Origin of the sequence: Stenotrophomonas sp. PS02297 (assembly GCF_029959705.1) — a bacterium.
GTDB lineage: Bacteria > Pseudomonadota > Gammaproteobacteria > Xanthomonadales > Xanthomonadaceae > Stenotrophomonas > Stenotrophomonas nitritireducens.
On the sequence record NZ_JASCOS010000027.1, the window covers coordinates 1 to 19,530 of the forward strand.

A 19,530-nucleotide genomic window follows, 5' to 3' on the forward strand; every position below is an offset into this window, starting at 1 on the left:
CGCCCCCCCCCCCCGCCCCCCCCCGCCGCCCGGCGCGGGCGGGCGCGGGGGCGCGCGCGCTCGAGTACGGCGCGTTCGCGTTCGGGATCCTGCCGGCACAGGCCGGCGTGCGCCTTGGCGCGGCCGGCGATGGCAGCCAGCCGCTGGCGCCCGGCGAACAGTTCCACCATGCCGTCGTCGACCCGGTCGATCGCGTGGCGCGTGCAGGCCAGTACCAGGCGGTCGAACCAGGCATTCATGATTGCCGGCCCGGTCGTGGGCCGGGTGTCGCGATGGAGTCGATGCGCATGGCGGTGTCCTGCTGGAGACCGCCATGCTAGGGCGCCGCCGGTGGGCGGCGATTGATGCAGGTCAAGCCCGCCCGGTTCCGCGGGGCGGGGCGAGGGTCACTTCTGGTTGGGAACCTCGAAGCCCAGCCTGCCGACCTGCTCCGGGTGCTGCGGCACGCGCTTGAGCTTGTCGGTATTGACCTCGTAGCGGTCGCGCAGGCGCTGCGCAAGCTGCCGGTACAGCGCGGCGTCCATGTCCGGCTCGCGGGCGAAGATCCATGCCATCTCGCGGCCCGGGTAACCGATCAGCGCCCAGGAGTAGTCCGGCGCCACTTCCAGGATGCGCGAGTGGGTCGGCACCACCTTGTAGAACCACGTGCGCCAGCGGCGGTTGCCGCTGTCCTCGTCCACGCGCGCGCGCAGGTCGATTTCCTCTTCCGGCGCATCGAAGCCATCGCGGTACTGGTAGCGGATGGAGACGCGGTCGCCGCCGCGCAGGCTGTAGGTGTTGATGCTGGCGACATGGCCGCGCTCGACGAAATTCGGAACCCGTCCGATCACGTACCAGCGGCCCATGAAGCGTTGCAGGTCGATCGGGCCTTCGGCGACGCCCCTGGCTTCGACGGCCGCCGGTGCGGCGTCCTGCGCGAGGGCCGGCGCCAGCGGCAGGGTCAGGCTCAGCAACAAAGCGGACAGGAACGCAGGGATGGGTCGCATTGCGGGGCGGAGCGCCTTGATGGGTGACGCCAGCATGTTCGATGGGCGGCGATGGATGCGTCAATGCCCGGTCGCAACCCCTGAGATGGACGACCGGCAGCATGCGCCTGAACCCGTTACCGGAGCGTGTCATGGCCGAGTCGTCCCGCAGCAATACCGTCGAACATCCCGATCCGCGCGTGTTGCGCTGCGTCAGGCAGGCCGTGCTTGCCGGACTGGCCCTGGTGCTGGTGTGGCCGGCGATGCGCGGCAGCAGTGTCTGGATCGGCTGGCTGCCGTTGTGGCTGCTGGGCATGCCGCTGAGCGCATGGTGGGCGCTGTACCGGTTCCGCCTGCCGGCGGCATGGCGCATGCGGCCACGGGCGGCGGGCAACCGGCAACGGCCGCAGGCCCGGCGCCTGCGCCGTCCGCGCCGCGGTACGGCGGTGCGGGCGGCCTGACCTTCGACAGGGGAAGGCGGCACCGGCGCTGTGCTAGCGTTCGCGGCTTATGACCGCATGGAGCCATCATGTCCCGATTCACTTCCGCCTGCCTCGCCGCGGGTTTGATTTCCGCAAGCCTGTCCGGGGCCGTCATGGCCGCTGACGCCGACCAGGACAAGTACGCCTGGCTGGAGGACGTCACCGGCGACAAGCCGCTGGCCTGGGTGAAGGAACAGAACGCCAAGGCCGAGGCCCGGCTGGCGCAGAGCCCGCAGTTCAAGCAGATGGAAGCCGGCATCCGCCAGGTGCTGGATTCGGACGCCAAGATCCCCGGCGTCGAGAAGATCGGCGACTACTACTACAACTTCTGGAAGGACAAGCAGCACGAGCGCGGCGTCTGGCGCCGCACCACGCTGGTGGAGTACCGCAAGGCCGAGCCGCTGTGGGAAACCGTGCTGGACCTGGACGCGCTGAACAAGGCCGAGGGCGAGAACTGGGTGTGGCACGGCGCCAACTGCCTGCGCCCGGAATACACCCGCTGCCTGATCGCGCTGTCGCGCGGCGGCGCCGATGCCGACGTCACCCGCGAATTCGACATCGCGAAGAAGGACTGGATCAAGGACGGCTTCTTCCGTCCGGAAGCCAAGGGCGGCCTGGGCTGGATCGACCGCGACAACGTGTTCGTCTATACCGATTTCGGCGATGGCACGATGACCACCTCCGGCTATCCGCGCGTGGTCAAGCGCTGGAAGCGCGGCACGCCGATGTCCGCGGCCACCCCGGTGTACGAGGGCACGCCGGAGGACATGTACATCGCGGCGATGCATGACGACACGCCGGGCTTCGAGCACGACTTCGTCAGCCGCACCATCGCCTTCTACAACAACGAATTGTTCCTGATCGGCGCCGATGGCGCGTTGACGAAGATCGACGCGCCGAACTCGGCCGAGAAGGCCGTGCGCCGCCAATGGCTGACCCTGGAACTGCGCGAGCCGTGGACCGTGGGCGGCAGGACCTATGCCGCCGGCTCGCTGCTGGCGACGAAGTTCGACGACTTCATGGCCGGCAAGCGCGAGTTCGACGTGCTGTTCGCGCCGACCGACACCACCTCGCTGGCCGGCGCGGTGTGGACGAAGAACCATGTCGTGCTGAACGTGCTGGACGACGTCAAGAACCGCCTGCAGGTGCTGACGCACGGTGCCGATGGCTGGACCCGCAGCGACTTCACCGGCGCCCCGGCGTTCGGCACCATCGGTGTCGGCGCAGTGGACCCGGACGAAAGCGACGCGGTGTGGATGACCGTCACCGACTACCTGACCCCGACCACGCTGGCCCTGGCGCAGATCGGCCAGCAGCCGGAAGTGCTCAAGACCATGCCGGCGTTCTTCGATGCCAGCGGCAAGGTGATCGAGCAGCACTTCGCCACCAGCAAGGACGGCACCCGCGTGCCGTACTTCGTGGTGCACGACAAGGCGATGAAGCTGGACGGTTCCAACCCGACACTGCTGTATGGCTACGGCGGCTTCGAGATCTCGCTGACCCCGTCCTACTCCGGCGGCATGGGCCGTGCGTGGCTGGACAAGGGCGGCGTGTACGTCGTGGCCAACATCCGCGGCGGCGGCGAGTACGGCCCGCGCTGGCACCAGGCGGCGCTGAAGCAGAACCGCCACAAGGCCTACGAGGACATGGCGGCGGTGGCGCAGGACCTGGTCAGCCGCCGGATCACCTCGGCCAGGCACCTGGGCGTGCAGGGCGGCAGCAACGGCGGCCTGCTCACCGGCAACATGCTCACCCAGTACCCGGAGCTGTTCGGTGCGGTGGTGGTGCAGGTGCCGCTGCTGGACATGAAGCGCTACAGCCACCTGCTGGCCGGCGCCTCGTGGATGGCCGAGTACGGCAACCCGGACACGGCCGACTGGGAGTTCATCAAGACCTTCTCGCCGTACCACCTGTTCGACGCGAAGAAGAACTACCCGCCGGTGCTGTTCACCACCTCCACCCGCGACGACCGCGTGCATCCGGGCCATGCCCGCAAGATGGCGGCCAAGATGATCGACGCCGGCAAGAACGTGACCTACTACGAGAACATCGAAGGCGGCCACGGCGGCGCGGCGAACAATGCGCAGGCCGCACACATGTCGGCGCTGGCCTACAGCTTCCTGTGGGAGCAGCTCAGCAGGAAGTGACAGCAACAGGATGCAGGCGACAACGCCGCCGCAAGGCGGCGTTGTCATTTGGAGGGAGAAAATCTCCTCACTCCGGAAAAACTGCAGGCACTACCAGGATGTATCTGGAGGAAAGCCCCCCGAGTCAGGGGGCGCGCGGAAGGCGCGGGGTGCGGCAAGCGAAAGACGGGGCCCGCGGTTTGCAGCGCGAATCGTGGGGTGTCAGCGCGAAGCGATGACCTGTCCCCAGCTCTCCAGCCCACGCCCGATCCGCGCCACCGCTTCCTGCAGCCGCGCCACCTCCTGCGTATAGGCGATGCGCACGTGCTGGCCTGCGCGGTGATGGCCGAAGTCCAGCCCGGGCGTGAACGCCACGTGCTCGGTTTCCAGGAAATGCGCACAGAACGCCTGCGCGTCGTCGGTGAATGCGCTCACGTCGCAGTACAGGTAGAACGCGCCCTGCGGTTCGACGTCGATGCGGAACCCCAGTGCGCGCAGCGCCGGCAGCAGGTAGTCGCGGCGCTGGCGGAACTGCTCGCGGCGCTGCTCGAAGACCGCGATGGTCTCCGGCTCGAAGCAGGCCAGCGCCGCGTGCTGGGCCATCGACGGCGCGCTGATGTACAGGTTCTGCGCCAGCTTCTCCAGTTCGGGAACCGCGCGCTGCGGCGCCACCAGCCAGCCCAGCCGCCAGCCGGTCATGCCGAAGTACTTGGAGAAGCTGTTCAGCACGAATGCCTCGTCGTCCACTTCCAGCACGCTGGGCGCGTCGAAGCCATAGGTCAGGCCGTGGTAGATCTCGTCCACCACCAGGTGCCCGCCGCGCGCTTTCAGCGCGGCCGACAGGGCGGCCAGCTGCGCGGCATCGAGCGTGGTGCCGGTGGGGTTGGCGGGCGAGGCGACCAGCGCGCCGACGCTGGCGGCGTTCCAGTGCCGCTCGACCAGCTCCGGGGTGAGCTGGTAGCCGCTGTCCGGGCCGACCGGGACCAGTTGCGCGGCGCCTTCCACCAGCCGCAGGAAATGGCGGTTGCAGGGATAGCCGGGATCGGCCAGCAGCCAGTGCCGGCCGGGGTCGACCAGCAGGCTGGAGGCCAGCAGCAGGGCGCCCGAGCCGCCGGGCGTGACCAGGATGCGCTCGGGGTCGATGTCCAGCCGATGGCGGCTGCGATAGAAGCCGGCGATGGCCTGGCGCAGCGCCGGCAGCCCGCGCGCGGCGGTGTAGCGGGTATGGCCGGCGGCCAGCGCGGCCTGGCCGGCGCGCACGATGGGCTCGGCGGTGGTGAAATCGGGCTCGCCGATCTCCAGGTGGATCACATCGAAGCCGGCCTGTTCCAGCGCGTTGGCGCGCGCCAGCAGCGACATGACGTGGAACGGGGCGATTTCGTGGCTGCGCCGGCTGTAGCTGGACGGGGTGGGGGTGGGGGCGTTCATCGCCGACATCATAGGCCGCCCGCCACAGTCGGGTGGCCTGCGCTCCCATGGCACACTGTCGGCCATCGCCCGGGCGGCAGCGTGTCGTCCACGGAGCCCGTGCCATGAAACCCGCCCTTTGCCTGTTGGTCGCAAGCCTGATGATGAATACCGCCGTCGCCGTCGCCGTCGCCGTCGCCGCCCCGCCCGTTCCGCCCGATGCCGAAAAGCGTCCCCACCCAGTCAAGGCGCCGTTCGGCGCGGTCCGCCAGGACGAGTACTACTGGCTGCGCGACGACGAGCGCAAGGACCCGGCGATGCTGGCCTACCTCACTGCCGAGAACGCCTACACCGACGCGCTGATGGCGCCGCTCAAACCGCTGGAGGAGACGCTCTACGCCGAGATCGTCGGCCGCATCAAGCAGGACGACGCCAGCGTGCCGTACCGCGAGCGCGGCTACTGGTACTACACCCGCTACGAGACCGGCAGGGACTACCCGGTGCACGCCCGCCGCAAGGGCGACATGCAGGCGCCTGAGGAAGTGCTGCTGGACCTGAACGCCATGGCCGAGGGCAAGGGCTATTTCGCCGTCGACGACATGGAAGTGAGCCAGGACAACCGCCTGCTGGCCTGGGCCGAGGATGACGTCGGCCGCCGCCAGTACGCGATCCGCTTCAAGGACCTCGCCACCGGTGAACTGCTGCCTGACGTGATCCAGGGCGTGTCGGCGAACGTGGTGTGGGCCGACGACAACCGCACCCTGTTCTACGTCGAGAACGACCCGGAGACCCTGCTCACCGTGCGGGTGAAGAAGCACGTGCTGGGCACGCCGGCCAGCAGCGATGCGCTGGTCTACGAGGAAGACGACGACAGCTTCTACATGGGCGTGGGCCGCACCCGCGACGACCGCTACATCACCATCGGCGTGGACAGCACCGTGTCCTCGGAACTGCGCTATGCGCCGGCCGCCGACCCGGCCGTGTTCACCGTGCTGGCGCCGCGCGCGCGCGACGTGGAATACGACGCCGACCATTTCGACGGCCGCTGGGTGATCCGCACCAATGCCGATGGCGCGACCAACTTCAAGCTGGTCACCGCGGCGGACGGCGCCACCGCGCGCGCGCAGTGGCAGGACTGGGTGAAGCACGATCCGCAGGTGCTGGTGGAAGGCTTCGAGCTGTTCGACGGCTATACCGCCATCGCCGAACGCGCCGAGGCGCTGGAGCGCGTGCGCCTGCTGTTCGCCGACGGCCGCAGCGAACTGGTCAAGGCCGACGAACCGGCGTATTCGATGGGCCTGTCGGTCAACGCCGAGCCGGAGACCGACTGGCTGCGCTACAGCTACACCTCGCTGACCACGCCGGCCACCACCTACGAGCTCAACGTGAAGACCGGCGAGCGCCGCCAGCTCAAGCAGCAGCCGGTGATCGGCTACGACCCGTCGCTGTACCAGACCGAGCGCGTGTGGGTGGCGGCGCGCGACGGCGCGAAGGTGCCGGTGTCGCTGGTCTATAAAAAGGGTTTCAAGAAGGACGGCAGCGCCGCGCTGTACCAGTACGCCTACGGCAGCTATGGCATGTCGATGGATCCGTACTTCAACCAGAGCGTGGTCAGCCTGCTCGACCGCGGCATGGTCTACGCCATCGCCCACATCCGCGGCGGCGAGGAGATGGGCCGCCACTGGTACGAGGACGGCAAGCTGCTGCACAAGCAGAACACCTTCAACGACTTCATCGACGTCACCCGCGCGCTGGTGGCGCAGGGCTGGGCGGCGAAGGACCGCGTGGCCGCGTCCGGCGGCAGCGCCGGCGGCCTGCTGATGGGCGCGGTCGCCAACCAGGCGCCGGGCGATTACCGGGTGATGGTGGCGCAGGTACCGTTCGTGGACGTGGTCACCACCATGCTCGACGCCAGCATCCCGCTGACCACCAACGAGTACGACGAATGGGGCAACCCGGAGCAGAAGCCGTACTACGACTACATGCTCGGCTATTCGCCGTACGACAACGTGCGCGCGCAGGCCTATCCGGCACTGTTCGTCGGCACCGGCCTGTGGGATTCGCAGGTGCAGTACTGGGAGCCGGCCAAGTGGGTGGCGCGCCTGCGCGACGTCAACACCGGCACGCATCCCATCGTGTTCCGCACCAACATGGAGGCCGGCCACGGCGGCAAGTCCGGCCGTTTCCAGCGCTACCACGAGCTGGCCGAGTCCTACGCGTTCGTGCTGTCGCAGCTGGACGTGGCGCACTGACGGCGCCCGCGCCCATGCCGGAACCGTCAACGCCCCCGGAGCCACGCCCGGTGCGCCTGCGCTGGGCCTGGTGGCTGCTGGCCTACGCCAGCCTCGGCGTGGGCATCGTCGGCATCTTCGTGCCGGGGCTGCCGACCACCGTGTTCGTGTTGATCTCGGCCTGGGCCGCCTCGCGCGGCTCCGAGCGCCTGCACCGCTGGCTGCTGACCCACCCACGCTTCGGCAAGGCCATCGCCGACTGGCAGGCGCACGGCGCGGTCAGCCGCAAGGGCAAGTGGATGGCCACCGCGACCATGCTGGCCTGCGCGCTGATCATGCTCTGGTGCGTACCGCTGGCCTGGGTGAAATGGTTCTCGATCGGCAGCATGGCCTGCGTCTGCACCTGGCTGTGGACACGCCCGCTGCCGCCGCAGGCGTGATGCCGGCCACTGGCGGGGAGTGTTGATGAATCGCCGGCATGGCCGAGGCCGCCAGCCGCGGCCGGCCCTGCATGCCAGTGGCTATACTCGGGCCATGAACAAGACGTCCCGTTCCCTGATGCTCGTTGCAGCCGCAAGCGCGCTGCTGGTCCTCACCGCCTGCGGCAACAAGGGGCCGCTGGTGATGCCGCAGAAGCCGGTACCGGTGGAAGAGCAGGAAGTGAAGCCGGCCGACGCGCCGCCCGCCGGCCAATCCGGAGCCGGCAATCAGACACAGGACCAGAAGGCCGACGGCCACGATCATGAATAGGCCGGCGGCACCGCGCCTGCGTTTCACCAAGATGCATGGCGCCGGCAACGATTTCGTGGTGCTGGACCTGCGCGACGGTACGCCGCCGCCGGATGTGGACCTGGCCGCGCGCATCGCCGACCGGCATCGCGGCGTCGGCTGCGACCAGATCCTGACCATCGAGCCGCCGCGCGATGCCGCTTCGGTGGCGTCCTATCGCATCTGGAACTCCGACGGCTCCACCTCGCAGCAGTGCGGCAACGGCGCGCGCTGCGTGGCCGCCTGGCTGGTGCGCGACGGCGCGGCGCAGGGCGATGAATTCCTGATCGACAGCCCGCTGCGCACGCATGCGGTGCGCCGGCTGGACGGCGGGCATTACGCCGTGGCGATGGGGCAGCCGGAATTCGAACCGGCGCAGATCCCGCTGATCGGTTTCCCGCGCGCCCGCGACGAGTACGTGGTGCCGCTGCAGGGCGAGAACGTTCGCTTCGGTGCGGTATCGATGGGCAACCCGCACGCGGTGCTGGAGGTCGGCCTGATCGACGCGGCGCCGGTGGAGCGGATGGGGCCGCTGCTGCAGCAGCACGCTTCGTTCCCGGAGTCGGTGAACGTCGGTTTCGCCCAGGTGCTGGACAATGGCCACCTGCGCCTGCGCGTGTTCGAGCGTGGCGTCGGCGAAACCCTGGCCTGCGGCAGCGGCGCCTGCGCCGCGGCGGTGGTGCTGATGCAGCGCGGCCGGCTGGCGCGCGACGCGGTGGTGTCGCTGCCCGGCGGCGACCTGCGCATCCAATGGCCGGCCGACGACGCGCAGATCGTGATGTCCGGCCCGGCGGCCTTCGTATTCGATGGAGAGTGGATGGGATGAACGACACCCTGGAGAAAATCGGCGCCCATGAAGTCGCGGCCTGGCTGCGGCGCCATCCCGGCTTCCTCAAGCAGTTCCCCGACCTGGCGCTGACCCTGGTGGTGCCGCGCGACGACGGCCCGACCGCGTCGCTGGCCAGCTACCAGCTGGAAGTGCTGCGCGACAAGAACCGCGAGCTGTCGCGGCGGCTGGCCGACCTGGGCGTCAACGCGCAGGTCAACGAGCGCCTGGCGGTCCGCACCCACCAGCTGACCCTGGCATTGATGCGCCAGACCAGCGCCGCCGACACGCTGCGGGCGATGGCCGCCTCGCTGGAAGAGGATTTCGCCGGCGACCTGGTGCGCATCGTCAGCCTGCAGCCGGTGCCGGAGCTGGAACAGGCGCCGTGGCTGCAGGTCATCGCTTCCGGCGATGCGCGGCTGGCGCCGTTCCACGATTGCCTGCAGGACGGCGAGCCGATCTGCGGCCGCCTGCAGCCGGAGAAGAACGAGGTGCTGTACGCCGAGCGTGTCGGCGAGGTGCTGTCCACCGCGCTGTTGCCGCTGCCGGGCGTCGGCCTGATCGCGGTCGGCAGCCACGATCCGAACCGCTTCTATCCCGGGATGGGCACGCTGTTCCTGCGCATGATGGGCGAGTCGCTGGTGGTGGCGCTGCAGCGCTTCCGCGGCGGCTGAGGCGGAAGCGGCGATGGACGCCGTCGAAGCGTTTCTTTCCTACCTGCAGGTCGAGCGGCGCATGTCGGCGCATACGCTCGACGCCTACCGGCGCGACCTCACCGCGCTGGCGCAGTGGTGCGACGCGCAGGGCGCCGGCGCACCACAGGCGCTGGCGACCGACCAGTTGCGCGAGTTCATCGCCGCCGGGCACAGGCGCGGCTTGTCGCCGCGCAGCCTGCAGCGGCGCCTGTCGGCGATCCGCAGCTTCTATGCCTGGTTGTTGAAGAACGGCGCGATCGACAGCAGCCCGGCGGCCGGACTGCGCGCGCCGAAGGCGCCGCGCAAGCTGCCGCAGGTGCTCGATGCCGACGAAGCGGTGCAACTGGTCGAACTGCCGACCGATGCGCCGCTGGGCCTGCGCGACCGCGCGCTGCTGGAACTGTTCTATTCCTCCGGCCTGCGCCTGAGCGAGCTGTGCGCGCTGCGCTGGCGCGATCTCGACCTGGCCAGCGCGATGGTGCTGGTGCGCGGCAAGGGCAACCGCGAGCGCACCGTGCCAGTCGGCTCGCACGCCATGGCGGCGTTGCAGGCGTGGCGCAAGGACAGCGGTGGCGGCACCGACAAGCCGGTGTTCCCGGGGCGCGGCGGCGGCGCGATCAGCCAGCGCGCGGTGCAGATCCGCATCCGGCAGCTGGCGCAGCGGCAGGGGCTGTTCAAGCACGTGCACCCGCACATGCTGCGGCACAGTTTCGCCAGCCACATCCTGGAATCCTCCGGCGACCTGCGCGGCGTGCAGGAACTGCTCGGCCACGCCGACATCGCCACCACCCAGATCTACACGCACCTGGATTTCCAGCACCTGGCCAAGGTCTACGACGCCGCGCACCCGCGCGCGAAACGGCGCAGCCCCGCCGAGCCGGACTGAGTCCCGGCGTTTCCGCAAGCGCGGGAGCAGGCAATGCGATGTCCGGATATGGCCGGCGGGCGTGCCATGCGGGCGGCATCCTGCGGGCGTCTCCCCATCAACCACTACGCCATGGCCGACTTCCTGCTTTCCGGCATCGATCCTGCGCCGCTGCAGCCCCTGTTCGATCTCGACGATGCCGGACTGGCCGCGCATGGCGCGGTGCGCCGCATCGCCGACAGTGCACGCGGCTTCCCGTGCCGGGTCAGCCTGTGCAACGCCGCCGTCGGTGAGGAACTGCTGCTGTTGCCCTACTGGCACCAGCCGGCGGCCTCGCCTTACCGCGCCAGCGGGCCGGTCTTCATCCGCCGCGGCGCGGTACCGGCGCGGCTGGCGGCCAACGAGCTGCCGCCGTATGTCGCGCAGCGGCTGGCTTCCGTGCGCGCCTACGACCACGGCGACTGCATCGTGGCCGCCGAGGTGGTGGAGGGCGGACAGGCCGGCAGCTGGCTGCGCGCGCAGCTGGACGATCCGCGCGTTGCCTACGTGCACCTGCACAGCGCCCGGCATGGCTGCTATCTCTGCCGCGCCGACCGGGTGGGGTGATGCGCGTTGGCGATGCCGCATGGCTGGCATCGGTCGGGTGGATCAGGCACCGAAATAAAACATCCCTTTGGCCAGCAGCACGATGCCGAGCATGTGGCAGAACACGCTGACGTGGATGCGCTGGAAGCGGCGGGCGATGCGTTCGCCATGGCCGCGCGTGCGCATCGCCACGATGAAATGACCGAGCACGCTCAACGCCAGCGCGATCTTGAGCGCCAGCATCAGCGCGAAGCTGCTGGCCAGCGGCTGCGCCAGCGCCGCGCGGTAATGCCAGGCCATGCCCAGACCGCTGGCATACAGCAGCGCCAGCACCCACGGCATCAGCCGGCGCGCACGCTGGGCGACCGCCGATTCGACGCGCCGCTTCACTCCAGCCGGTACGCGCTCCAGCGCGCTGCCGAGGATCAACACCTCGAAGAACACCGCGCCGACGAACATCACGGCGGCGAACAGGTGGGCGATGAGCAGCAGCGGGTAGGGAAGCACGGGGTTCCTCGCGTGGCCGGGCCACGCCGCCATGATCGGCCTGCCGGCCCGGCCGCTGCTTGACCTGAATCAAGCCGCGGCAGCTTCGCCGGGGATGCTTGAACCGCCCGGCGCTGCCCCCATTGTTGCCGGGACACCCCGGAGGCCTCCCAATGGATCCCAGCCAGAACCCGAATGTTTTCCATGCCACCACCATCTGCTGCGTACGTCGCGGCGAACACGTGGCGATCGCCGGCGACGGCCAGGTCACGCTGGGCCACACGGTGATGAAGGGCAATGCGCGCAAGGTGCGCCGGCTCGGTCGCGACGGCCAGGTGCTGGCCGGTTTCGCCGGCGCGGCGGCCGATGCCTTCACCCTGTTCGAACTGTTCGAGGCCAAGCTCGAGAAGCACGGCCAGCTGACCCGCGCGGCGGTGGAACTGGCCAAGGACTGGCGCACCGACCGCCGCTACGGAAAGCTCGAGGCGCTGCTGGCCGTGGCCGACAGGGAAACCTCGCTGATCATCAGCGGCACCGGCGACGTGATCGAGCCGGAGGACGGCATCATCGCGATCGGCTCCGGCGGTTCCTACGCGCTGAGCGCCGCGCGCGCGCTGCTCAAGCACACCGATCTGGATGCGCGTGGCGTGGCCACCGAGGCGATCAACATCGCCGGCGGCATCTGCATCTATACCAACACCAACGTGGTGGTGGAGGAGCTTTGAGGAACGAGTGAACAGGAACGAGGAGCGAGTGGCGATGCCGCCGCGTTCCCGCTCCTTGCTTCTACTCGTTTCTCGTTCCTCTCCCCTCGTTCCTGCCCTCCAGGTACCGCCATGAACCACAAGATCGAAGTCTCCTCCGCCACCATGACCCCGCGCGAGATCGTGCAGGAACTGGACCGGCACATCGTCGGCCAGCACGACGCCAAGCGCGCGGTCGCCATCGCCCTGCGCAACCGCTGGCGCCGCATGCAGCTGCCGGCCGAACTGCGCAACGAGGTGATGCCCAAGAACATCCTGATGATCGGCCCCACCGGCGTCGGCAAGACCGAGATCGCGCGCCGCCTGGCCACGCTGGCCAACGCGCCGTTCGTGAAGGTCGAGGCCACGCGTTTCACCGAGGTCGGTTACGTCGGCAAGGACGTGGAGCAGATCGTCCGCGACCTGGCCGACACCGCGGTCAAGCTGTACCGCGAACAGGCCAAGGTGCGCGTGCGCACCCAGGCCGAGGAGAAGGCCGAGGACCGCATCCTCGATGCGCTGCTGCCGCGCCGCAGCGTCGGCATCGGTTTCGACGCCGATGCCGCGCGCAACGAGCCGTCGGCGCAGGACAATGAAACCCGCATCAAGTTCCGGCGCATGCTGCGCAACGGCGAACTGGACGAACGCGAGATCGAGCTGGAAGTGGCGGCCAACGTCAGCATGGACATCATGACCCCGCCGGGCATGGAGGAAATGGGCCAGCAGCTGCGTTCGATGTTCGCCAATCTCGGCAGCGGCAAGTCGAACAAGCGCACGCTGACGATCAAGGCCGCGCGCCCGCTGCTGGTGGAAGAGGAGGCCGGCAAGCTGGTCAACGAGGACGACATCCGCAGCGCCGCGATCGAGGCCTGCGAGCAGCACGGCATCGTGTTCATCGACGAGATCGACAAGGTCGCCAAGCGCGGCGATTCCAACTCATCTGGTGGCGATGTCTCGCGCGAAGGCGTGCAGCGCGACCTGCTGCCGCTGGTGGAGGGCTCCAACGTGTCCACCAAGTACGGCACGGTCAAGACCGACCACATCCTGTTCATCGCCTCCGGCGCGTTCCACCTGGCCAAGCCCAGCGACCTGATTCCGGAACTGCAGGGCCGCTTCCCGATCCGCGTGGAACTGGGCGCGCTGAGCAAGGACGACTTCGTGCGCATCCTCACCGAGCCCAAGGCGGCGCTGACCAAGCAGTACGAGGCGTTGCTGGCCACCGAAGGCGTCAAGGTGAGCTTCACCGCCGATGCCATCGACCGGCTGGCCGAGATCGCCTTCCAGGTCAACGAGCGCCAGGAGAACATCGGCGCCCGGCGCCTGCATACGGTGCTGGAGCGGCTGCTGGACACGCTCAGCTACGAGGCCCCGGACCGCGACGGCGAGACCCTCGCCATCGACACCGCGTATGTCGACGGCCACCTGGGCGAGCTGGTGCAGGATCCGGACCTGAGCCGCTACATCCTGTAAACGGACCGCATCGACGGAAACGGCGCCCTCGGGCGCCGTTGTTGTTCATGCCGGTGTCGTCAGGCGCGCTCGGCGGCCGGGTACAGTTCGGCGTTCTCGCGTTGCAGGCGTTCGAACAGCGCCCGCAGCACGGTATTGGCGTCGCGGCGGAATCCTTCCGGATCGGCGGCCAGCCGCGCCGGTACCCGCCATTGCCTGACGAAGCCGGCGAACGCTTCGGCCAGCCCCTGCATTTCGATCCGGTAGCGTTCGCTCATCGCCGCCAGGTCCGCCTTGCCGCAGCGCGCCAGGGTCGGGTAGAGCACCTGGTCTTCGGCTGCCAGGTGGAACTTGATGTGGCTGGCGGTGCCGGTGATCAGCTGGCCGATTTCCTCGGCATGCTCGCGCACGCCTGCGCGCGCCAAAGCCCGCAGCGCGTCGATCTGTTCCAGGATCCGCGCGTGGTCGTGGTGGTATCGCTGTATGTCCATGGCCTGTCTGTCTGCCTCTCTCCCGGCCCCATGCCGGTCGCGCCGTGCAGCGGCCCGGGCGTCGCGAACTTGAGCCGGCATGCGCGCGGCATGCAGCGGGCAGTCATCAAGGTGCAGGAGGCGGCGCTTTATCGGCCCGTGAACCGCGGCCCGGACTGGGCTCGTGGCGGCGATGCCGGGTCAGGCGTCCCAGCCGGCGCTGTCGGCCTCGTCCGGGAACACGCCCGGCTGGAAGACTTCCTCGCGGACATAGGCCTGCAGCACCACGTCCATCACCATCAGGCCGTCGCGTTCCAGGTCGTACTCCTCCGGCTGGGCCATGGCGTTGTACAGCGCGCCGGTCAGGCTGATGTGCAGCATGCGGCTGGCGGTGGCGGCGTCGACGCCGGCGCGGAGCTGGCCCAGGTCGCGCGCCCGCTCCAGCGCGCGGGTGACCATGTCCAGTTCCTCCTGCGAGTTCTGGCGCTGCATGGACTGGATGCTCTGGCTCTCGCTGGACTGTTCGCAGCGCAGCAGGATCTCCATCAGGCTGCGCTGGCGCGGATCGCCGGCCAGTTCGGCCAGCGAGACGCGGATGACGGCGCGCAGGTCCTGGACCGGCGTCTGCCGCTGCGGCGCGTAGGTGCGCTGCAGGCGCTGCACGAAGGGCATGCGGTCGCGCTCGATCATCGCTTCCAGCACTTCGGTCTTGTTCTTGAAGTGCCAGTACACCGCGCCGCGGGTATAGCCGGCGCGCGCGGCGATCATCGCCAGCGTGGTGGCGACCACGCCGTGTTCGTGGAAGCAGGCCACTGCCGCGTCGAGGATGCCCTCGCGGGTGGCCTGCGCGTCTTCTTTGCTCTTGCGTGCCATTGCGCTGCCGTTGTGCACAGCCCATGTGAAACATGTCTGAATTCTAGCAATTTACAAACAGACATGCATGTATGTATCCTTTCGCGCTCTTTTCCCGTCATCCGATCGCGGTAATGTGCGTGGGTTTTCCGCGCGCGCCGCTGCTGGCCGCCTGCTCCCGCCGGAGCGGAGCCGGCCAGGTCGCATGGCTTCTCCCTCTCTGCGAGTCTTCCCGCCATGAGCCGATCGATTCTCCGCCCTGTCCTCCTGTCGTTGCTGGTCGCCGGTGCCCTGGCCGCCTGCGGGGGGCAGCCGCCGCAGCAGGCCGGCGGCCCCGGGCAGGTCACCGTGGTCACCCTCAAGGCCGAGCCGGTCACCCTGACCCGCGAACTGGCCGGTCGCGCCACCGGCTACCAGGTGGCCGAGGTGCGCCCGCAGGTCAACGGCATCGTCGCCGAACGCCTGTTCACCGAAGGCAGCCTGGTCAAGCAGGGCCAGCCGCTGTACCAGCTCGATGACGCCGCCTACCGCGCCCAGGCCAACAGCGCCCGCGCGCAGCTGGCCCGCGCCGAGGCCAGCGCCAGCGCCGCGCGCCTGGCCGCGCGCCGAAGCAGCGAACTGGTCAAGAGCCGGGTCATCAGCGTGCAGGACGACGAGAACGCGCAGGCCCTGTGGAAGCAGGCCGAGGCCGACGTCGGCGCCGCCCGCGCGACGCTGGACGCGGCCAACGTGACCCTGGGCTACGCCCGCATCACCGCGCCGATCAGCGGCCAGATCGGCAAGTCCACGGTCACCCAGGGCGCGCTGGTCAGCGCCGGCCAGGCCGATGCGCTGGCCACGATCAACCAGCTCGACCCGATCTACATCGACGTCAGCCAGTCCTCGGCCGAACTGCTGCAGCTGCGCCGCGAACTGGCCGCCGGCCGCCTGCAGGGCGCGTCCGAACTACCGGTGGACATCGTGCTGGAAGACGGCAGCCGCTACGCGCACAAGGGCACCCTGGAATTCTCCGAGGTCAGCGTCGACCCGGGCACCGGCAGCTATGGCCTGCGCGTGCGCGTGGAGAACCCCGACCAGGTGCTGATGCCGGGCATGTTCGTGCGCGCGGTACTGGGCAGCGGCGTGCGCCAGGATGCGCTGCTGGTGCCGATGCAGGGCATCGCCCGCGATCCCAGGGGCAACACCAGCGCGATGGTGGTCGACGGCGAAGGCAAGGTCGCGCTGCGTCCGGTCACCGTCAGCCGCGCCATCGGCGACAAGTGGCTGGTCGAGGACGGCCTGAAGGCCGGCGACAAGGTCATCGTCGAGGGCCTGCAGAAGATCGGCCCGGGCATGCCGGTGCAGGCCACCGAGAAGGGCGCCGAAGCCGCCAAACCCGCCGCGCCGGCCGCGCCGGCCGCCAAGCAGTAAGCGGAGACATCCATGGCTCGCTTCTTCATTGATCGACCCATCTTCGCGTGGGTCATCGCCATCATCATCATGCTCGCCGGCGCGCTGGCGATGCTCAAGCTGCCGATCTCGATGTACCCGGAGGTCGCGCCGCCCGCGGTATCGATCTCGGCCAACTATCCGGGCGCTTCGGCCAAGGTGGTCGAGGACTCGGTGACGCAGATCATCGAGCAGAACATGAAAGGCCTGGACGGGCTGATCTACTTCTCGTCCAACAGCTCCTCCAACGGCCAGGCCAGCATCACCCTGACCTTCGAGAGCGGCACCAACCCGGACATCGCCCAGGTGCAGGTGCAGAACAAGCTGCAGCTGGCCATGCCGCTGCTGCCGCAGGAAGTGCAGCGCCAGGGCATCAACGTCGCCAAGTCCAGCTCGGGCTTCCTCAACGTCGTCGGCTTCGTGTCCGAGGACGGCAGCATGGACGAGCACGACATCTCCGACTACGTCGGCTCCAACGTCCTGGACCCGCTCAGCCGCGTGCCGGGCGTGGGCTCGATCCAGGTGTTCGGCGGCAAGTACGCCATGCGCATCTGGCTGGACCCGAACAAGCTGCAGACCTACCGGGTCTCGGTGGACGAAGTGACCGCGGCGGTGCGCGCGCAGAACGCGCAGGTGGCCGTGGGCCAGCTGGGCGGTGCGCCGGCGGTGAAGGGCCAGCAGCTCAACGCCACCATCAACGCACAGGACCGCCTGCAGACCCCGCAGCAGTTCCGCGACATCGTGCTGCGCACCGAGGCCGACGGCTCGACGCTGAAGCTGGGCGACATCGCGCGCGTGGAGCTGGGTGCGGAAACCTACGACTTCGTGACCCGCTACAACGGCAAGCCCGCTTCGGGCCTGGCCGTCACCCTGGCCACCGGCGCCAACGCGCTGGATACCTCCGAGGGCGTGCGCAAGACCCTGGACGAGCTGGCGGCCAACTTCCCGCGCGGCCTGAAGGCGGTGATCCCGTACGACACCACGCCGTTCGTGAAGGTGTCGATCAAGGGCGTGGTCAAGACCCTGCTCGAGGCGATCGTGCTGGTGTTCCTGGTGATGTACCTGTTCCTGCAGAACTTCCGCGCCACGCTGATCCCGACGATCGCGGTGCCGGTGGTGCTGCTGGGCACGTTCGGCATCCTCGCCGCGCTGGGCTTCTCGATCAACATGCTGACCATGTTCGCCATGGTGCTGGCGATCGGCCTGCTGGTGGACGACGCCATCGTGGTGGTGGAAAACGTCGAGCGCATCATGTCCGAGGAAGGACTGTCGCCGCTGGAAGCCACGCGCAAGTCGATGGGCCAGATCACCGGCGCGCTGGTCGGCATCGGCCTGGTGCTGTCGGCGGTGTTCGTGCCGATGGCCTTCATGAGCGGCTCCACCGGCGTGATCTACCGCCAGTTCTCGGCGACCATCGTCTCGGCGATGGCGCTGTCGGTGCTGGTGGCGATCGTGCTGACCCCGGCGCTGTGCGCGACCATGCTCAAGCCGCTGAAGAAGGGCGAGCACCACGTCGCCCACCGCGGCCTGGCCGGACGCTTCTTCAACGGCTTCAACAACGGCTTCGACCGCACCAGCGGCAGCTACCAGCGCGGCGTGCGCGGCATCCTGGCGCGGCCGTGGCGGTTCATGGCGGTGTTCCTGGCGCTGGCGGTCGCGATGGGCCTGCTGTTCGTGCGCCTGCCCAGTTCGTTCCTGCCCAACGAGGACCAGGGCATCCTGATGGCACTGGTGCAGGCGCCGGTGGGCGCCACCCAGGAACGCACCCTGGAGTCGATCTACAAGCTGGAAGACCACTTCCTGCAGAACGAGAAGGACGCCGTGGAATCGGTGTTCTCGGTGCAGGGCTTCAGCTTCTCCGGCATGGGCCAGAACTCGGGCATGGCCTTCGTCAAGCTCAAGGACTGGAAGGACCGCGGCGCCAAGGACGGGGTGGGGCCGATCACCGGCCGCGCGATGGCCGCGCTGGGGCAGATCAAGGACGCCTTCATCTTCGCCTTCCCGCCGCCGGCGATGCCGGAGCTGGGTACCGCCTCGGGTTACACGTTCTTCCTGAAGGACAACACCGGGCAGGGCCACGATGCGCTGGTCAACGCGCGCAACCAGTTGCTGGGCATGGCGGGCAAGAGCGGCAAGCTGGCCAACGTCCGCCCCAACGGCCTGGACGACACCCCGCAGCTGCGCCTGGACATCGACGTGGCCAAGGCCGGCGCGCACGGGCTGTCGCTGGATGCGATCAACAGCACCCTGGCCACCGCGTGGGGTTCGAGCTATGTCGACGACTTCATCGACCGCGGCCGGGTCAAGCGCGTCTACATGCAGGCCGACGACGGCTTCCGCATGAACCCGGAAGACTTCAACCTGTGGACGGTGAAGAACAGCGCCGGGCAGATGGTGCCGTTCTCGGCCTTCGCCAGCCAGCGCTGGGACTACGGTTCGCCGCGCCTGGAGCGCTACAACGGCGTCTCCGCGCTGGAAATCCAGGGCGAGGCCGCGCCGGGCGTGGCCTCGGGCGATGCGATGCAGGAAGTGGAGAAGCTGGCCCGCCAGCTGCCGCCGGGCTTCAGCATCGAATGGACCGCGGTGTCCTACCAGGAACGCGAGGCCGGCTCGCAGACGCCGCTGCTGTACACGCTGTCGCTGCTGATCGTGTTCCTGTGCCTGGCCGCGCTGTACGAGAGCTGGAGCGTGCCCACCGCGGTGCTGATGGTGGCGCCGCTGGGCATCCTCGGCGCGGTGCTGGCCAACACCATGCGCGGCATGGAGCGCGACGTCTACTTCCAGGTGGCGATGCTGACCACGGTGGGCCTGACCTCGAAGAACGCGATCCTGATCGTCGAGTTCGCCAAGGAGAACCTGGAGAAGGGCGCGGGCGTGATCGAGGCGACGATGCACGCGGTGCGCGACCGCCTGCGGCCGATCGTGATGACCTCGCTGGCGTTCGGCCTGGGCGTGCTGCCGCTGGCCATCGCCTCGGGCGCCGGTTCGGGCGCGCAGCGCGCCATCGGTACCGGCGTGCTGGGCGGCATGATCGCCGGCACCCTGCTGGGCCTGTTCTTCATCCCGCTGTTCTTCGTGGTGGTGCAGCGCCTGTTCAACCGCCGGCGCCTGGCCGGGAACGGGGAATCGCCGCAGGCGTGATGACCGATGCG

19 protein-coding genes are annotated in these 19,530 nt (G+C 69.0%); 13 read left to right on the forward strand and 6 right to left on the reverse strand.

Features of this window, described 5'->3' with window-relative positions; genetic code table 11:
* A partial coding sequence (locus QMX80_RS07905; protein WP_282276343.1) for a chorismate mutase occupies positions 1-239 on the reverse strand: 239 nt, incomplete at its 3' end.
* 147 nt (positions 240-386) lie between these two features.
* Entirely contained in the window at positions 387-986 is a 600-nt protein-coding gene (locus QMX80_RS07910; RefSeq protein WP_055772418.1) for a lipocalin family protein, read from the reverse strand.
* Between the two features lie 131 nt (positions 987-1,117).
* Here QMX80_RS07910 and QMX80_RS07915 point away from each other — a divergent pair, with 131 nt between their 5' ends.
* Both QMX80_RS07915 and QMX80_RS07920 read left to right on the forward strand, forming a co-directional pair.
* On the forward strand, positions 1,118-1,426 hold the full coding sequence (locus QMX80_RS07915; protein WP_282276348.1) for a hypothetical protein: 309 nt from the start codon (positions 1,118-1,120) through the stop codon (positions 1,424-1,426).
* Positions 1,427-1,494: 68 nt separating this feature from the next.
* Complete coding sequence (locus QMX80_RS07920; RefSeq protein WP_282276350.1) at positions 1,495-3,594, forward strand: prolyl oligopeptidase family serine peptidase; 2,100 nt, start codon at positions 1,495-1,497, stop codon at positions 3,592-3,594.
* Between the two features lie 201 nt (positions 3,595-3,795).
* Here the strand turns inward: QMX80_RS07920 and QMX80_RS07925 are convergent, their stop codons facing one another.
* Positions 3,796-5,001: a pyridoxal phosphate-dependent aminotransferase gene (locus tag QMX80_RS07925; protein ID WP_282276351.1), complete on the reverse strand. Its 1,206-nt coding sequence runs from the start codon at positions 4,999-5,001 to the stop codon at positions 3,796-3,798.
* A 104-nt stretch (positions 5,002-5,105) separates the two neighbouring features.
* On the opposite strand from QMX80_RS07925, the gene QMX80_RS07930 reads away from it, so the two are divergent.
* The 7 genes from QMX80_RS07930 (at position 5,106) to QMX80_RS07960 (ending at position 10,971) form a co-directional block, all read left to right on the forward strand.
* Entirely contained in the window at positions 5,106-7,232 is a 2,127-nt protein-coding gene (locus QMX80_RS07930) for a S9 family peptidase (protein WP_282276352.1), read from the forward strand.
* 14 nt (positions 7,233-7,246) lie between these two features.
* Positions 7,247-7,651 carry a YbaN family protein gene (locus QMX80_RS07935; RefSeq protein WP_273084257.1) on the forward strand — a complete coding sequence of 135 codons (405 nt, stop codon included), beginning with the start codon at positions 7,247-7,249 and terminating at the stop codon, positions 7,649-7,651.
* Positions 7,652-7,745: 94 nt separating this feature from the next.
* Positions 7,746-7,961, forward strand: coding sequence for a lipoprotein (locus QMX80_RS07940; RefSeq protein WP_282276353.1), 216 nt, complete (start codon positions 7,746-7,748; stop codon positions 7,959-7,961).
* Positions 7,954-8,805 carry a diaminopimelate epimerase gene (dapF, locus tag QMX80_RS07945; RefSeq protein WP_282276355.1) on the forward strand — a complete coding sequence of 284 codons (852 nt, stop codon included), beginning with the start codon at positions 7,954-7,956 and terminating at the stop codon, positions 8,803-8,805. Before QMX80_RS07940 ends, dapF begins: the two co-directional genes overlap by 8 nt.
* A complete protein-coding gene (locus QMX80_RS07950; protein WP_055772398.1) occupies positions 8,802-9,479 on the forward strand; it encodes a DUF484 family protein in 678 nt (225 codons plus the stop codon). Before dapF ends, QMX80_RS07950 begins: the two co-directional genes overlap by 4 nt.
* A 13-nt stretch (positions 9,480-9,492) precedes the next feature.
* Entirely contained in the window at positions 9,493-10,386 is an 894-nt protein-coding gene (xerC, locus tag QMX80_RS07955) for a tyrosine recombinase XerC (RefSeq protein ID WP_282276359.1), read from the forward strand.
* A 111-nt stretch (positions 10,387-10,497) separates the two neighbouring features.
* On the forward strand, positions 10,498-10,971 hold the full coding sequence (locus tag QMX80_RS07960; protein ID WP_282276360.1) for a DUF1203 domain-containing protein: 474 nt from the start codon (positions 10,498-10,500) through the stop codon (positions 10,969-10,971).
* A 42-nt stretch (positions 10,972-11,013) separates the two neighbouring features.
* Here QMX80_RS07960 and QMX80_RS07965 read toward each other — a convergent pair whose 3' ends face one another.
* Entirely contained in the window at positions 11,014-11,457 is a 444-nt protein-coding gene (locus tag QMX80_RS07965; RefSeq protein ID WP_282276361.1) for a hypothetical protein, read from the reverse strand.
* A gap of 152 nt (positions 11,458-11,609) precedes the next feature.
* Here QMX80_RS07965 and hslV point away from each other — a divergent pair, with 152 nt between their 5' ends.
* Positions 11,610-12,161: an ATP-dependent protease subunit HslV gene (gene hslV / locus QMX80_RS07970; RefSeq protein WP_055772387.1), complete on the forward strand. Its 552-nt coding sequence runs from the start codon at positions 11,610-11,612 to the stop codon at positions 12,159-12,161.
* A gap of 111 nt (positions 12,162-12,272) precedes the next feature.
* Positions 12,273-13,649, forward strand: a complete 1,377-nt coding sequence (gene hslU / locus QMX80_RS07975; RefSeq protein ID WP_282276362.1) for an ATP-dependent protease ATPase subunit HslU — start codon at positions 12,273-12,275, stop codon at positions 13,647-13,649.
* Between the two features lie 59 nt (positions 13,650-13,708).
* On the opposite strand, the gene QMX80_RS07980 is transcribed toward hslU, so the two are convergent.
* On the reverse strand, positions 13,709-14,119 hold the full coding sequence (locus QMX80_RS07980; protein ID WP_282276363.1) for a hemerythrin domain-containing protein: 411 nt from the start codon (positions 14,117-14,119) through the stop codon (positions 13,709-13,711).
* A gap of 180 nt (positions 14,120-14,299) precedes the next feature.
* On the reverse strand, positions 14,300-14,971 hold the full coding sequence (locus QMX80_RS07985) for a TetR family transcriptional regulator (protein WP_057505212.1): 672 nt from the start codon (positions 14,969-14,971) through the stop codon (positions 14,300-14,302).
* 216 nt (positions 14,972-15,187) lie between these two features.
* Between QMX80_RS07985 and QMX80_RS07990 the strand changes: the two genes are divergently transcribed.
* Together QMX80_RS07990 and smeE are read left to right on the forward strand one after the other, a co-directional pair.
* Positions 15,188-16,360 (forward strand): efflux RND transporter periplasmic adaptor subunit, encoded by a 1,173-nt coding sequence (locus tag QMX80_RS07990; RefSeq protein ID WP_282276364.1) that lies wholly within the window; start codon positions 15,188-15,190, stop codon positions 16,358-16,360.
* A 12-nt stretch (positions 16,361-16,372) separates the two neighbouring features.
* Positions 16,373-19,519: a multidrug efflux RND transporter permease subunit SmeE gene (gene smeE / locus QMX80_RS07995; protein ID WP_282276366.1), complete on the forward strand. Its 3,147-nt coding sequence runs from the start codon at positions 16,373-16,375 to the stop codon at positions 19,517-19,519.
* The last annotated feature ends 11 nt before the right edge of the window (positions 19,520-19,530 follow it).